General features: G+C 65.4%; 12 protein-coding genes. 8 read left to right on the top strand and 4 right to left on the bottom strand.

Going from position 1 to position 15,142, the window contains the following annotated elements; all coding sequences use genetic code 11:
- Window positions 1–749: 749 nt before the first annotated feature.
- From K2R93_17215 to K2R93_17190, 6 genes are all read left to right on the top strand, one after another.
- Window positions 750–1,673, top strand: a complete 924-nt coding sequence (locus K2R93_17215) for a CopD family protein (protein MBY0491581.1) — start codon at window positions 750–752, stop codon at window positions 1,671–1,673.
- Between the two features lie 140 nt (window positions 1,674–1,813).
- Window positions 1,814–2,590 (top strand): DUF305 domain-containing protein, encoded by a 777-nt coding sequence (locus K2R93_17210; GenBank protein ID MBY0491580.1) that lies wholly within the window; start codon window positions 1,814–1,816, stop codon window positions 2,588–2,590.
- Window positions 2,591–2,846: 256 nt separating this feature from the next.
- Window positions 2,847–4,829 carry a copper resistance system multicopper oxidase gene (locus K2R93_17205; protein ID MBY0491579.1) on the top strand — a complete coding sequence of 661 codons (1,983 nt, stop codon included), beginning with the start codon at window positions 2,847–2,849 and terminating at the stop codon, window positions 4,827–4,829.
- A 110-nt stretch (window positions 4,830–4,939) separates the two neighbouring features.
- The gene (locus K2R93_17200) at window positions 4,940–5,650 is read left to right on the top strand and encodes a copper resistance protein B (protein MBY0491578.1); all 711 of its coding nucleotides are present in this window, start codon (window positions 4,940–4,942) and stop codon (window positions 5,648–5,650) included.
- On the top strand, window positions 5,647–6,738 hold the full coding sequence (locus K2R93_17195) for a hypothetical protein (GenBank protein ID MBY0491577.1): 1,092 nt from the start codon (window positions 5,647–5,649) through the stop codon (window positions 6,736–6,738). The genes K2R93_17200 and K2R93_17195 overlap by 4 nt, the downstream gene beginning before the upstream one ends.
- On the top strand, window positions 6,735–8,222 hold the full coding sequence (locus K2R93_17190) for a copper resistance protein CopC/CopD (GenBank protein MBY0491576.1): 1,488 nt from the start codon (window positions 6,735–6,737) through the stop codon (window positions 8,220–8,222). Before K2R93_17195 ends, K2R93_17190 begins: the two co-directional genes overlap by 4 nt.
- Window positions 8,223–8,254: 32 nt before the next feature.
- Here the strand turns inward: K2R93_17190 and K2R93_17185 are convergent, their stop codons facing one another.
- Both K2R93_17185 and K2R93_17180 read right to left on the bottom strand, forming a co-directional pair.
- Window positions 8,255–9,199 carry a DUF4396 domain-containing protein gene (locus K2R93_17185; protein MBY0491575.1) on the bottom strand — a complete coding sequence of 315 codons (945 nt, stop codon included), beginning with the start codon at window positions 9,197–9,199 and terminating at the stop codon, window positions 8,255–8,257.
- A gap of 172 nt (window positions 9,200–9,371) precedes the next feature.
- Window positions 9,372–10,112: a DUF305 domain-containing protein gene (locus K2R93_17180; GenBank protein ID MBY0491574.1), complete on the bottom strand. Its 741-nt coding sequence runs from the start codon at window positions 10,110–10,112 to the stop codon at window positions 9,372–9,374.
- 246 nt (window positions 10,113–10,358) lie between these two features.
- On the opposite strand from K2R93_17180, the gene K2R93_17175 reads away from it, so the two are divergent.
- Window positions 10,359–10,973 (top strand): DUF305 domain-containing protein, encoded by a 615-nt coding sequence (locus K2R93_17175; protein ID MBY0491573.1) that lies wholly within the window; start codon window positions 10,359–10,361, stop codon window positions 10,971–10,973.
- A 629-nt stretch (window positions 10,974–11,602) separates the two neighbouring features.
- Entirely contained in the window at window positions 11,603–13,771 is a 2,169-nt protein-coding gene (locus K2R93_17170) for a heavy metal translocating P-type ATPase (GenBank protein ID MBY0491572.1), read from the top strand.
- Window positions 13,772–14,106: 335 nt separating this feature from the next.
- Here K2R93_17170 and K2R93_17165 read toward each other — a convergent pair whose 3' ends face one another.
- The gene (locus tag K2R93_17165) at window positions 14,107–14,331 is read right to left on the bottom strand and encodes a hypothetical protein (GenBank protein ID MBY0491571.1); all 225 of its coding nucleotides are present in this window, start codon (window positions 14,329–14,331) and stop codon (window positions 14,107–14,109) included.
- A gap of 288 nt (window positions 14,332–14,619) precedes the next feature.
- Entirely contained in the window at window positions 14,620–15,123 is a 504-nt protein-coding gene (locus K2R93_17160) for a heavy metal-responsive transcriptional regulator (protein ID MBY0491570.1), read from the bottom strand.
- Window positions 15,124–15,142 lie beyond the last annotated feature (19 nt).

Raw genomic sequence — 15,142 nt, 5'->3', positions numbered from 1 at the left:
AATGCAGACTGGGGGACTTCGATGGAGCTAGCTCGACGCCCGCATCGTAGTCGTAGAGCGTGACCACACCCTGCGCGATCGCGTCAACTCCGTCTGCGACGGGAGCGACTCGCGTGCGCGCGGCGAAGCCGGTCAGGACGAACGCGGTCTGCAGGGCGCCGACGCGAGGCAGAGGCAGCCCGAGCTGGACACCGGCCAGAGGGCCCCCTAGCACAGACTTTCGGGATTCGCCCACCGGTACGTGCGCCCCCACGACGGGGTGTATGGTCACCCGCGGCTGCTGCTGGGCGGACTCGCTCACTTGCCCAAGGAGCGGGGGTACTGGGAGAGCTGGTAGCACAAGTACCGCCGCTCTCACCAGCCAGCTGCAGCGCGAGCGCTTCTGGATGTCGTGGCTCGGCATGTCGACTCACCTCACAGCGTTCAAGGGTTGCCTACGCCCGGTGATCGCATTGGCGTGATTACGGATGTATGCACCATAAAGCTATCGAGCGATCGAGGCGCTTGTCCACTTATGGGGGTCGCGATCTTTCTGACCGGAGCGATTTGCTGAATGAATGCCAGCATGCAATGTCGCGAGTAGACGGACACGCCCGCCGATACGGACGGCGTCCGCGCATGCCACGACGTTGTATTGCGCGTGTCTCCCCATGATTGGTCACTGCCTCGAGTTCGGTGGAGCCCTCCGCGCTCTTGTCGTTGGACCGATACGGCTTTATGCTCCGTAAAGTCAACCTTGCGGAGCGAGCATGGACCCCTTCAGTGTCGAGTCGCCGTCATTCGTCGTCACGCGTCTCGTATCATATGCGGCGCTCCTCGCCGTCATCGGCTCCGCCGTCGCCCTTCGCGGGGTCATGCCATGGGTGCGTACCCGCGGTCGGCTCGACAGCGCGGACCCGCGGCGCGCCTGTCGGCGGTTGCTGCGCCGTCTGCTTGACGTCCAGCGATTCGGTTGGGTCGCGTGGATCGTCGCGTGGATCGCCCGATGGGCCATGCAAGCGTTGGCCTTCTTCGGTCCGCCCGCCGCGTGGGATCTCGATGGGGTCTGGACGCTCACGTGGGACACCGCCTGGGGACGAGCATGGTTGTTGCAGGGTGTCGCAATAGCCGGCCTGATGGCGCTGCCGAACGCCACCGGGCGGCGTCGGACGCGTGACCAGTTCCTGGCGAGCGGTGCCCTCCTTGCGCTTGTTGTGGGACAAGCGCTCGGGGGACATGCCGTCACCGTCACCCCTCCCGTCATCGGCGTGGTCGCTCACGTTCTGCATCTCGTGGCCGCCGGACAGTGGCTCGGTCTGCTGGCCGTCCTAATTATGGGCGGGCTCCTGCGGGCACCGCTGACGGTGCAAGCGTCCGCGCTCTCGGCCTTCTCGAAAGTGGCGCAGCTCGCCGTGAGCGTGCTCCTCGTCTCGGGGGCAGCGATGGCGTGGCTGCATGGCGTGCGTCTTGATTCCTTGTGGGGACCGTCCTACGCGCGCCTCGTGCTGCTCAAGGTGCTCCTCGTGATGCCCACACTGGCATTGGGTGGCTGGAATTGGCGCTTCGTGCTGCCACGCTTGGAGAAGGGACAAGCCGTATCGGCATTTCGCATCAGCGCGTGGCTCGAGCTCGGCATTGGCATCGGTATCCTGCTGGTCACGGCAACGCTCGTCGCGACGGAGCTGCCGGCTTGACGGCAGAGGGCGATGGATGTGTTCGCCTTGAGCCAAGGCATGCACGCAGAGAATGTCGAGAACTCACGGCACGTTTCGGTCACCGACGGTACGCTTTGTGCTGAAGTCCTTTATCCTGAGTAAAGGTACCTTCCAGAGCCGTGCCTACGCACGCCTGCCGAGGTCGCGAATGCGGCGGCGTGCCGCGAGAGTTCCTTCTTCTCCACGAGGCAGTCATGCAGGATTTGAGGAAGTTTCAAAGTGGTCAGCGCGCATGCCGTGAGGGCGTCTGGGTCGGGGCACGTCTCTTCGCCGTGTCGACGTTTGCGCTGACGACAGCCTGTTCGCCCAAGACGGATCGACCGACCACTGGTGACACCGCGGCTGCGGTAGTGGCCGGTTCATTGACGAGCGCGGCTGCACCCGATAGCGGCAGCATGGCCGGAATGGACCACCGCGCCATGAGCACCGTTGGCAACATGACAGTCAGCGGTGGTGCCACCAGCGATCCGGACCGCGACTTTCTGCGTATGATGAGCGAGCATCACAAGGGGATGATCGCGATGGCCCATCTGACCGTCGAAGAGAAGCGGGGGTCGGCCACGACGCAGGCCGATGCCGAGATGCTCGACACCAAGCAGGACGCCGAGCTTGATTCGATGGTGACCAAGTTGGAGCGGCAGTACAAAGATCGGTACGATCCGAAGATCAGGCCCGACAATCAGCGCATGCTCGACCAACTCAAGCCATTGAGTGGCGCCGCATTTGACCGGATGTTCTACCACCACGTGGTACAGCATCACCAGCAGGCGACGCAGATGATCGACCACTACCTGCCGATGCTGAAGGACGCGAAGGTCAAGGCACTGGCCGAGCGGATGAAGCGCGACCAGACGCGCGAAATCGCGCAGTTTCAGCGCAAGGTGTCGGGGCAATAGGCGAGGCGGCGCGGCGGATGCGGGCCGGCGCCTGCCTAGGATTCTTCGTTCGCGACCCCCGCGCCGTTGTTCGCAAGTGGCCGGCATGACGAGACAGTAACGTGTGACGCGGTTCGCCTCGAAATTGCGCTGCGTGCCTGTCTGACAGGGCGCCGCCGTAAGCGCGTGCGTCTGATTTTCCCACGTACCTCTTGAACCGATGGTTCCCATGGACGAATCAGAGCGATCCATTTCCGTGCGCATCGGTGCTGCGCCAGTGACCCGCCGCCGCTTCCTGCATGCGGCTGGGGCGTTGGGTGCGCTCGCTGGATTGCGGCGCCTAGCGCCGGCTTCGGTGTCGCCCGCAAACGGCTCGCAGCTCATTCCCGATGTCGAAACGCGCGTGGTGGGCAGCAACAATCGCGTTGAGCTCGTCATCGACCGCACGCCGTTCGGGTTCGGCGGACGGCGCGGTATCGCCACGACCATCAACGGCTCGGTCCCCGGGCCGCTGCTCCGGTTCCGCGAGGGGGAGCGCGCCGCGATTCACGTGACCAATCGGCTACGCGAGGACACGTCCATCCATTGGCACGGGCTCCTCGTGCCGAACGCCATGGACGGCGTGCCGGGCGTGAATTTTCCGGGCATTCATCCGGGGCAGACATTCGTCTACGAATTTCCGCTTCGGCAGTACGGGACCTACTGGTATCACAGCCACTCGGGATTTCAGGAGCAGCTCGGGCACTATGGGCCACTGATCATCGATCCAATAGAGCCGGAGCCGTTTCAGTACGACCGCGAGTACGTGGTGATGCTGTCCGACTGGTCGTTCGAGAATCCGCTCAAGATCCTCGACAACATCAAGAAGCAGGGGTCGTACTACAATTTCCAGCGGCGCACGGTCGGTGACTTCTTTAGAGACGTCGACCGGGCTGGCTTGCGCGCCACCATCGCGGATCGCTGGGAATGGGGCAAGATGCGGATGAGTCCCATCGACATCGCCGATGTGACGGGCTCGACGTACACCTATCTCCTGAACGGCCTGCCACCCGCCTCTAACTGGACCGGGCTGTTCCGGCCAGGCGAACGGGTGCGGCTCCGTTTCATCAACGCGGGCGCAGGTTCGTACTTCGACGTGCGCATTCCCGGACTCGAGATGACGCTCGTGCAGGCGAGTGGCCAGCATGTGCAGCCCGTGACGTTCGACGAATTCCGCATCGAGATCGCACAGACGTTCGACGTGATCGTGCAGCCCACGGAAGATCGCGCCTATACGATCTTTGCGGAGTCGATGGACCGGTCGGGCCATGCGCGCGGCACACTGGCCCCACGGGCCGGCATGAGTGCGGAGGTCCCCAAGCGTCGCCCGCGCCCCACACTCGGAATGATGGACATGGGCATGGCGATGAGTATGGGTGGGCATGGCGGGATGTCGATGCCCGGCATGGATATGTCGGGCACGCAGGCACCCGCGAAGCCATCGGCCGATGCCAGCATGGCGGGTATGGACATGCCCACGCCCAAGCCCGCTGCTCCGGCGGCTTCGGGTCACGCTGGCCATGACATGGGCAGCATGCGGGGTATGGTCACGCCGGACATGGCCTCCTCCGGCGGAGCCGGCGTTTTCGAGGGGACGCTGCGCGACGGCACAATCATCCGCGCCTCGAATTTACGGGCGCCCGGTACGATCCCGGAGCCGGTGATGCACGCCGGCAGCACGCACGGCTCGGCCAGTGCCGGCACAGCGATGGAGACACGGAGCCGACTGTCGGAGCCGGGCGCCGGACTGGGCGAGGACGGATGGCGCGTGCTCGTCTGGACCGATGTCAAGCGACTCACGCCGGCTGCGACCTTCGAGGCGCCAGCGCGCGAGATCGAGCTGCACCTGACCGGCAACATGGAGCGCTACATGTGGTCGATCAACGGGATCAAGTATTCCGATGCACCCGATCCCATCCCGCTCAAACACGGCGAGCGCATTCGGCTGACCATCGTGAACGACTCCATGATGGCGCACCCCATGCACCTGCACGGCGTGTTCATGGAACTCGAGAATGGACACGGACCTGAGTGCCCGTACGTGCACACGATCAACGTGAAGCCGGCCGAGCGCGTGTCGCTGCTCGCGACGCCGGTGGATCCGGGACCATGGGCATTTCATTGCCACGTGCTCCTTCACATGGACCTGGGGATGTTCCGGGTGTTTCAGGTATCGGAACCGGATGGGACGATGACGACCAGCGAAGGGGCGGCGGTATGAGGAAATGGCTCGAAAGCGCACACACGGCGTGGCTGCATCTCACAGTGTGCGCGTTCTTGTCGCTGCTCGGCGCGACCGCGCAGGCGCAGCCAGCAGGAGCTCATCATGGCATGGACCTCGATCGTGTCATCCGCACGTTCGTCCTCGCGGAGCAATTGGAGGTGCATGCGAACCAGCCCGAGCGCCCCGTGGACGTCGAGCTGGTCAGCTGGATCGGCGGCGACTATCGTCGGCTGTTCCTACGCGTGCAAGGCGAGCAGTCGACGCGCAGATCGGGTGGCGGCGAGATGCAGGGCGACGTGCTGTATGGAAGGTTCATCGCGCCGTACTGGTCCGTCGTTGCCGGCGCCCGCGTCGATACGAGACTGCGCAAGGACGTTGTGTCGGTCGACGGTGAGAACCCCTCGAACGGTCGGCGCGCACCAAGCGCTCGGTCGACGCGCGGAATGATTGCGGTCGGCTTTGTCGGCTTGGCGCCTGGGTGGTTCGAGCTTGAGCCGACGCTACTCGTCAGCGACAAGGGTGACGTGTCGCTTGATCTGCAGTCGTCGTTCGACCTGCTCCTCACGCAACGGCTCATCGTGCAGCCGTGGGTGGAGATCAACGCGGCCGTGCAGGCGGTGCCGGAAATCGGTGTTGGCTCTGGGCTCAACGATGTCGAGGTCGGCGCGCGCATGCGCTACGAAATCCGGCGCAAGTTCGCGCCCTACCTGGGCGTCTCGCTGCTTCGTCGCACCGGTGTCACAGCGGCCACGACCCATAACCTTGGCGAGCGGCGAAGTGTCGGCACTATCATGGCCGGCCTGCGGATCTGGCGATGACCGCGCAGATCGCGCTCCAAATACCTGGGCCGCGGGGCCCTGCGTCAACAACAGAGGTGTTTCCGATGCGCTCTCTTTTCATCACTGCACTCATCGCTCTTGGCGTCGCCGGCGGCACTCTCCTGCAGGCACAGGCAACTGACACCATGCCAGCGAACCATGCGAGCATGCCGATGCAGCGGGATCGTGAGATGACCGCGCTGCTCACCGATCCGCTGGGGTCGCGTGGCGCGTCCGGGACGGCCACCGTGAGCGGCACGACGGTGCGCATGAACTGGTCTGGTGATCAACCGGGCGCCGTGCGGGTCTGGTCCGTGCGACGAGGCTCCTGCACGCGTGACGCGGGGCTCGTGGGCGCGGCCAGCGCCTACGCACCGATCACCGTCGACGCGTCGGGCAGTGCCAGTGGAACCGCAAATCTCGGTGCGCCACCGATCCCGGATGGTCAATTTCATGTGCTCGTGCAGTCGTCCGCCGGCTCACCCGCGGCCGGTGCAGGTGCGACTATCCTCGCGTGTGGCACTCTGGCCCGTGCAGCGACTCCTTCACGGGCGGCAGCGACGGAACTCACAACCTCGCCGAACGGCAGCCGACCTGCGGCGACGGATCACTCGACGATGGACCACTCCGCGATGGATCACTCTGGCATGAACATGTCGGGCGGGGGTGCGTCGAGTGGCGCGGTGGGCGCGTCGACTTCCGGCACGAGCATGCCGGGCATGAGCATGCCGGGGATGGATGACTCGACGATGATGGCCATTCACATGCGCATGATGGCCGACCCGGTGATTCGTGAGCGCGTGATGACGGATCCGGTGCTGCAGCGCATGATGGCGCAGATGCCGGGCATGTCCTCGATGATGGCAATGAACATGGAGATGGAAATGCCCGGAATGGCGGGTTCGCCGGCAGCGAGCCGGGCGACGGCCGGTACGAAGGCGACGAGCACAAGGGCCAAGCCCGCAGCGAGAGCCGCCACGAAGCCTGCTGCCAAGCCTGCGGCGAAACCCGCCGCCAAGCCCGCGCCGATGGCGATGCCGGGCATGGACCACAGCAAGATGCCGGGCATGCGGAAACCGCCGGTATGATCAGCGCCGTCAGGACACCGTCGCGCGGGCTGGTGGGCTACAGGCTCGCTACAGCTCGGTCACCACTGTGCGCCCTGTTGGCGTTGTGGCTTGTCGCTTTCGTACCCGCAACCGCGCGCGCACATGGTTCCCTCAAGAGCGCTGCGCCGGCAGCTGACGCTACGGTGACGATCGTGCCGCGCGAGCTCCGATTGGTGTTCACTGAGGCGCCGGCCCTTGCCTTCAGTCGTCTCGAGCTGCTCGGCGCATCAGGGAGTGCCGTGGCCCTGTCGCCCCTGCGGATCGCGGCAGACTCGCGGCGCGCACTGGTGGCCGACATTCGCGGCACCTTGGTCGCCGGCACGTACACGGTTGTATGGCAAATGGCCGGAGACGACGGGCACCCCGTGCGCGGTCGATACACGTTTACCGTCGTTGGGGGCGCGCAGTCGGCAACGCCGGCCCAGACGTCGCCCGGCACGCCGTCGCCTACGCCGTCCGCGCAGCCGGAAACACATCACGACCCTGCATCGATGCCGCAGGGGGCGACATTCGGCGCGGAGTCGCCGGCGTACGTTGCCATTCGCGCGTTGCTGTACCTGGGTCTCCTCATGGCCATCGGAGCAGTCGCGTTCAAGGGGGCGGTGCTACGTCTGCTGCAGCGACAACGCGGCGCGACGAATCCGGTGCTTGCGAGTGCGCGACATGGCGCCGCGCGTATCGGCCTGCTCGGAATCGTACTGGTCGGCGTGGCCGCGCTGCTGCGTCTGGGTGCGCAGTCCTATGCGATGCATCCGCCTGGTGCGACGTTCGATCCGCAGCTCGTCCGCGCCATGCTGACCGAAACGGTCTGGGGACGGGGTTGGCTGCTTCAGGTCGTCGGGGTAGTTGTCGCTGCTGCCGGCTTCCGTGTTGCGGTGCGTAGCGCCGGGGGGTGGGGATTGGCGACACTGGGCGTTCTCGCCTTGACGGTCACGCCCGCACTGTCGGGGCATGCGGCGGCCGCGCCCGGTCAGGCAGGACTTGCCATCATTGCCGACACGCTACACGTAATCGGTGCCGGCGGATGGCTCGGCAGCCTGCTCGTGGTGCTGGCCGCAGGGTTCCCCGCGGCGATGCGGCTCCCGGACGAGGAGCGCGTCGGCGCAATCGCCGACCTGTTCAATGCCTTTTCGCCGACCGCACTGCTCTTCGCAGGCATCGTCGCGAGCACGGGCGTCTTTGCGGCCTGGTTGCACCTGAGCGAGGTTTCTGCCCTGTGGCAATCAGGGTATGGACGGACGCTCCTGCTCAAGCTCGCCATTCTCTCTGTCGTCGCGGGTACTGGCGCGTACAACTGGCTTCGCGTCAAGCCGACGCTCGGCACTGCTGCAGGCGCCATGCGGATACGCGCATCGGCTCGTGTCGAGCTCATGGTCGGCCTGCTCGTCCTGATCGTCACGGCGGTGCTGGTCGCCACTCCGACGCCGATGGACATGCAGGGGATGGATATGCCCGGAATGTAGGCGCCCTGCAGGCCCAGAGCAGCGGAGGAAATTCAGCCGTGCGACATGCCGGGCACCATCAGGACGTCTGGTGCGTGCGCCGGCATCCGGCCCCGCATGGTGAGGTCGCCAAAGAGGGCGGCGAGCAGAACGCCTCCGGCGAGCGCGACGACCGAGAGCACGGTCACAGCGGCGACCTGCGCGCGCGTCGGCAGGGAGGCCGCAGGCGAGAGCGCAGCACTGCTGGCGTCGGCACTGGCCGCTGCGTGCGAGGCGTGTGCCGAGGACGCGGTGGAGGGCACACCGGGCGCGTGGACGACGGGCGATCCGCCGCGTCCCAGTGCGCGCTCGGTGCCCATGCCATGCTTGAGGCCCGCGGCAACGAGCCAGACGTTGACCGGGTAGGCCGTCACGGCACCGACGAGCGTGGCGAAGGACATCACGCCCCAGAAGTGGAGCGACCGTGGCTCCATGGCGGACATGTGGCGCGTCATGAGCACCACCATCACCGGGATCATGCCAGCCATGACGGCATTCATCGACAACCATTCCGGGATGATCGACCGACGAAGCGCGGTGACGTAGGAGCCGCCGAACATCTCGCGCATGAACAGCGCCTGGAGGATCAACAGGCCGAATGCGAAGCCGAAGATGTACTCGGCGGCAACGTCGAGCTCCATCGGGAGGCCGAGTGCCATGGTCACCGCGGCGGCGGCGATGATGCCGGTGGCATCTCCCGCGAGGCAGTGAATGGTGGATCCCAGCGCCTGTTTCCACAGCGGCTTGACGAACTCCGCGTGCGTGCCAGGTGCCGGCTCCTTGCACGAAAGGACATAAATGGCGCCACCGATCGCTCCCGTGTAGAGCGTGACCAGTACCCAGCCCCATTTCATGACGCGCATCTCGGGATTGCGCGTGAATGCGTCCCATGCGACGTAGGCGGTGCTCACGCCCGTCAAGGAAAACCAGATCACGAGGGCGATGTCGATCACGCGCATGCAGTGCGCCCGGCAGGGGTTGAGTCGGAGAGATCAGCGCAGCAATCATGGCTGACCGGTCGCAGCAGAGATGGGCTCGTCGTGAAACGCACTCGCTCACGATGAGCCCCTCGCACATTTCGTGTACGAGGGGCGGCGCATGCGTCACAATCGGAGCTGGCGCGCTACGCGACTACTGGCCCGAAGCCTTGCGCAGGAATTCTTCGATCTCGCGCGTCTGATCACGCTTCATGCGCTCGGCCATCGCCTTCACCTTGGCGTCCTTCAGCATCGGCAGGTGGTGGTCGATCATCTGGGTTGCCTGCTGGTGATGCTGCACCACGTGGTGGTAGAACATGCGGTCGTATGCAGCGCCGCTTAGTGGCTTGAGTTCGTCGACCATCTTCTGATTGTCGGGCATGATCTTCGGATCGTACGCGTCCTTGTACTGCTGCTCCAGCTTGGTCACCATCGAATCGAGCTCGGCGTCCTGCTTGGTGTCGAGCTTCTCCGCATCAGCCTGCGTCGAGGCGGACCCCTTCTTCTCTTCGATGGTCAAATGGGCCATGGCGATCATTCCCTTGTGATGCTCGCTCATCATCCGCAGAAAGTCCCGGTCTGGGTCACCGGTGGCGCCACCCATGGGCGCCATGCTGCTCATGTTGCCCATCGTGCTGTGGTCCATACCCGCCATGCCGCTCATGCTATCAGACGCGGCCGTCGTCGCCGAGGCCCCGGCAGTCGGTGCAGCGGCGCTGTCACCCACAGCGGGCTGATCGGTTTTCGCGTTGCAGGCGGTGGTCGCGACGATGGCCGCGACGATACATAGCCGTGCCGTGGCGCGCGTACCCATCCGTGTGACGTTTCGCGCAACACCGAACAGCGGGGATCCTGTCATTGATGCCTCGTTGAAAAAAGTGAACTCTGCACCCACATGTGATGGCGGCTCTCTCCACTGCCTGCCGCGCCGCATGCTGTGGGAACGCTCGGCCGCTTTAGCTCGCATAAAACATACCGGCGTGGATGGCCGGTCGTTACCCACACAGATGAGTTGGCAGATGCCGCTCCTCCCATGGCGTTTGATTCGGCATAAAACGTGCGCCTCGATGCCGCACGACGGTGCATACGTGTGTGCCGACCCGCGAGGCAACCGACCATTTCGACGTTGAGGACCCGCCCCATGCTCATTGGACACTCCGCTCTCGCTCGCTACCTGTTGCCGGCCGCGCTCGTGCTGGCGGCTGCCTGTGGTGACGCGCCCACCGCAGTCGATCCCACGACGCTATCCGATGCCGTGTCGTCGCGTACACCCGCAGCGCTGAGCGCACCTGCGCCCACGACGGCTGGGGCCCGCTACGAGGTGAAGTTCATGTCGGACATGATCGATCATCACGAGATGGCGATCAAGATGGCGGAGCTCTGCGTGTCCAAGGCGGTGCACGCAGAGCTCCGCACCCTGTGCGCGGACATCATCGCCACCCAGCGGGCCGAGATGATGCAGATGCAGACCTGGCTCCGCACGTGGTACGGGATCAGCTACCAGCCCGAGATGAAGCCGGGCGACATGCGCATGATCGAGAAGATGGCCGCCCTTCCGGCCGCAGAGTTCGAGGTGGAGTTCATGCAGATGATGATCAAGCATCACTCGAAGGCGGTGAAGGAAGGCGAGGATTGTCTGGATCGCGCGTACCACGCAGAGCTCATCGCGCTGTGCGAGAACATCATCGCCACGCAGTCACGTGAGCGTGCGCAGATGCAGCAGTGGCTCTGCGCGTGGTACGGGATCTGTAAGTAAGCGCGTCGAACGCTCCTTGTCGTCCACTCCACTTCAACGACCCGAGGCCTACAGATGGCGCACGATCACGGACACACGATGCCAAGCGGTGACATGCAGCAGTGCATTCAGGCGTGTCTCGACTGCTACGCAGTCTGCACTACAAATGCGGCACACTGCTTGGGTCTTGGCGGCGAGCACGCGAGTCTCGAGCACCAGACGATCTTGCTGGACTGCGCCAGACTGTGTCAGGCGTCGGCGGACTTCATGCTCCGCGGCTCGCACAGGCACCAGCAGGTGTGTGCAGTATGCGCGGAAGCGTGCCGCGCCTGCGAGCGCGAATGTACACGCCTGGGCGCCAGCGACGCGATGATGCAGCAGTGCGCCGAAGCCTGCCGCCGCTGTGCCGAGTCGTGTGAGCGCATGGGCAACATGGCGATGTAACCCTGATTGCCCGGAGGGTGTCGGCGCGCTCCGCCGACACCCCTCGAGTCGGCAGAACCATGCCGATCCATGCCGAGGGCCGTATTCACTTCGCCCGTTGCCGGCGGTCACGCCGACACGCCCGTACCTTGCCGGGCGTAACGAGCCGGATGTGCCGCTCCCGGCCGTCCACGATTCACCGCAACCCGCATCGGCGCGAGGATAGCATGACCGATCCGCATGCCCGCCATCACGCTGATGGGGTCACCGCCGGCCCACAGGGATCTTCCGCCCCGCCAAGTGGCCATGGAACGGAGCATCAGCAGCATACCGGTGTCTACGGCACGACAGATAGCGCCGCTCCAGCACATGCGTCACATGCGGCCGGGGGCATGGTCGTGGCGGATCATGCCGCGCACGACAAACATGCCGGCCACTCGGTCGAGATGTTCAGGAGCAAGTTCTGGCTCTCGCTAATGCTCACGCTCCCCACGCTCATCTGGGGACACATGCTGCAGAACGCCGTAGGGTACTTCGCGCCCCGCTTTCCGGGGTCGGCGTTCATCCCCGCGGGATTTGGCATAGCGGTGTTCCTGTACGGTGGGGCGCCGTTTCTGCGCGGCGCGTGGCGCGAGATCGCGAGCCGCCTGCCTGGCATGATGACCCTCATCGCACTTGCGATCACGGTGGCGTTCGTCTTCAGCGTCGCCGTGCTGCTCGGCTTCCCGGGTATGCCACTCTGGGAAGAGCTGGCGACGCTCGTGACGATCATGCTGCTCGGGCATTGGCTCGAGATGCGTTCGATCTCTCAGGCGCAGGGCGCACTTGGCGAACTCGCGAAACTGTTGCCGTCCACAGCCGTTCGTGTCCACGGTACCGGCGCTGAGGAACATCTGGAGGAGATTCCGGTCGGCGAGCTGCGCGACGGCGACGTGGTGCTCGTGCGTCCAGGCGCGAATATCCCGGCCGACGGTCTGGTTCGCTCGGGACGCAGTACGGTGAACGAAGCGCTGCTCACGGGCGAGTCTGCACCCGTCGACAAGGAAGAAGGAGCGAAGGTGATCGCCGGTGCCATCAACGGGTCCGGATCGCTGCGGATAGAGGTGACCGGTACGGGGGAGCGCACGGCGCTCGCCGGCATCATGCGCCTCGTGGCGCAGGCGCAGGGCTCGAAGTCGCGCGCACAGGTGCTCGCAGACCGCGCGGCGTTCTGGCTCACCTGGATCGCGCTCGGCGCAGGGGCGGTCACTTTCGCGGCGTGGCTCCTCGCCGGAGCGAGGGCAGCGACGGCAGTGGAGCGACTGGTTTCCGTCCTCGTCGTAAGCTGCCCGCACGCACTCGGGCTCGCCGTGCCATTGGTGCTCGCCATCTCCACCACGCTCGGCGCACGAAGCGGACTCCTGGTGCGCGACCGGCGTGGCCTGGAAGAGGCGCGCAATCTCAACACGGTCGTCTTCGACAAGACGGGCACGCTGACCCTGGGCGAGCATCGTGTGGTTTCAATGAAGACCGACGGAGGGCTGGCCGAGGACGAAGCCTTGCGGCTTGCGGCCGCGGTGGAGCGCGATGCAGAGCATCCCGTCGCCCGCGCCATCGTCAAGAGCGCCGAAGCGCGCGGGCTCGCGATCCCGGCCGCCACAGCATTCGAGGCGATTGCGGGGCGTGGTGTGCGGGCCACCGTGGAAGGGCGTCAACTTGCCGAGGGTGGACCGAACCTGCTCAAGAGCCTTGGCGTGACGCCGAGCGCGCAGATCCGGTGGTTCGCCGACGAGGTCACCGCGGCCGGACAGGGTGTGATCTATCTGATCGAATCCGGCCGAACCATCGCCGCGTTTGCGGTCGCTGACGCGGTGCGCGCAGAGTCCGCCGAGGCCGTGCAGATGCTCCACGCAGCCGGCATCGAAGTGGTGATGATGACCGGCGATGCTCAGGCCGTGGCGGACGCCGTGGCGCGGGAGCTGCGCATCGACACTGTGCTCGCGCAGGTACTGCCCGAGGAGAAGGCCGCGCACATCGAACGGCTGCAGGGCCAGGGCAGGCGCGTGGCGATGGTGGGTGATGGCGTGAATGACGCCCCAGCGTTGGTCACGGCTGACGTCGGGATCGCCATCGGCGCGGGCACGGACGTCGCCGTGGAGGCAGGAGACGTGGTTCTGGTCCGGAGCGATCCCCGTGACGTGCCCCGCATCGTCAATCTGTCGCGCGCGACGTATCGCAAGATGGTGCAGAATCTCTGGTGGGCGGCCGGGTACAACATCGTCGCGATTCCGCTCGCTGCGGGCGTCCTTGCCCCATGGGGGATCGTGCTTTCACCGGCAATTGCTGCCGTCCTGATGTCCGCAAGCACGATCATCGTGGCTGCCAATGCCCAGCTGTTGCGGCGGGTACGACTTTAGCTCGGTGCGAAGGTGAACGGCACTGTTGGCGATACGGCTGGGTGCGTGCACTACGCTAAAGAATCGCGTTGGGCTTTACGCCTCGTAAAAGACGGCATGTTAACTGCGGGTAAGTTGCGAGCCGGCCATTTCCCGCGTCGGTCGAGCCGCACTACGCGGTGAAATGCTGTCTGTACCTAACGCCCGAGGATTATCATGGCGCACCATCAGGGTCACACAAGGCCGAGCAGCGAGATGCAGCAGTGCATCCAAGAGTGCCTCGACTGCTACGCGGTCTGCACCACTACCGCTGCCCATTGCCTTTCGCTCGGCGGCGAGCACGCCAGCCCTGCGCATCAGACCATCATGCTGGACTGCGCAAGGATGTGCCAAACGTCGGCTGATTTCATGCTGCGTGGATCGCCTCTGCACCAGCGGGTCTGCGCGCTCTGCGCCGAGGCCTGCCGCGCCTGCGAGCGCGCCTGTGCGAGCCTGGGAAACAGCGACGCGATGATGCAGCAGTGCGCCGAAGCCTGCCGCCGGTGTGCAGAGTCCTGCGAGCGCATGGCCAGCATGGCCATGTGAGCCGAAACGGGCGTCGCTGAAGTGCACGAGGCGCTCGGCACCTTCCTCCTGGTTACCATTGGGCCTGGCGCAGCGACGTGGCCATGAAGACGAGTGCGTTCAATGGGCCCGTAGGCTGCTGTGATGCGACCGTGCTGTCGGTCGCATCGCGCTGCGTAGGCACGGGGGTTGAGGATCCGATTAGGGACGCGTGGAATACGTGGTGACGACCGCGAGGCTGCAGTTCGTCTTGTCATGCAGTGCGGCTTGATCTCCTGCCGCGTTGCGCCAATATGCTGATCCGGTCAGACCGATGGTTGCTTCGCCGCGCGACGCGAGCGTCGTGTAACCAGCACTCGCTCGCGCGGCGGCTCAGGTGCTGTCGCTGGCCTCGCCGTTTCGACGATGCGACAAATGCGTGTCTCGCCGTCGCCAACCTGCACGTTCGTCGCGTGCTCGGTGAGGCGCGCCAACTCGTCCCGGAACGACTGCAGTTCCCAAAGCCGACGGTCAACGTCGGCGAGCCTTTCCGCGAGCGCCGCTTGCACGCGGCCGCACGGGCTCGTGCCCCGTTCTGCAAGGGCGAGCACCTCCTTGATCTCGTCGAGCGCGAGTCCGAGCGCCTGCGCTTTCCGCACGAATCGGATGCGCTCAATCGTGGCATCGTCGTACTGTCGGTATCCTGCAGCGGTGCGCGCCGGCGGCGGGATGATGCCTTCACGCTCGTAGTAGTGCAGCGTCTGCACGCCGACGCCTGCTGCCCGAGCGACTTCGCCTACTCGAAGCGGCTTCGACGGCGTCGTGGGCACGCTGCCCGCTCCTGCTTCG

The sequence above is a fragment of the Gemmatimonadaceae bacterium genome, assembly GCA_019752115.1.
GTDB lineage: Bacteria > Gemmatimonadota > Gemmatimonadetes > Gemmatimonadales > Gemmatimonadaceae > Gemmatimonas.
This window is presented reverse-complemented; position numbering and strand designations above follow the sequence as displayed.

Excerpts from the sequence above, each read along its gene's own strand:
- K2R93_17200 (MBY0491578.1), top strand. The coding sequence starts at position 4,940 with ATGGACCTCGATCGTGTCATCCGCACGTTCGTCCTCGCGGAGCAATTG.
- K2R93_17170 (MBY0491572.1), top strand. The coding sequence starts at position 11,603 with ATGACCGATCCGCATGCCCGCCATCACGCTGATGGGGTCACCGCCGGC.
- K2R93_17165 (MBY0491571.1), bottom strand. The coding sequence starts at position 14,331 with ATGGCCATGCTGGCCATGCGCTCGCAGGACTCTGCACACCGGCGGCAG.
- K2R93_17175 (MBY0491573.1), top strand. The coding sequence starts at position 10,359 with ATGCTCATTGGACACTCCGCTCTCGCTCGCTACCTGTTGCCGGCCGCG.
- K2R93_17190 (MBY0491576.1), top strand. The coding sequence starts at position 6,735 with ATGATCAGCGCCGTCAGGACACCGTCGCGCGGGCTGGTGGGCTACAGG.
- K2R93_17195 (MBY0491577.1), top strand. The coding sequence starts at position 5,647 with ATGACCGCGCAGATCGCGCTCCAAATACCTGGGCCGCGGGGCCCTGCG.
- K2R93_17185 (MBY0491575.1), bottom strand. The coding sequence starts at position 9,199 with ATGCGCGTGATCGACATCGCCCTCGTGATCTGGTTTTCCTTGACGGGC.
- K2R93_17215 (MBY0491581.1), top strand. The coding sequence starts at position 750 with ATGGACCCCTTCAGTGTCGAGTCGCCGTCATTCGTCGTCACGCGTCTC.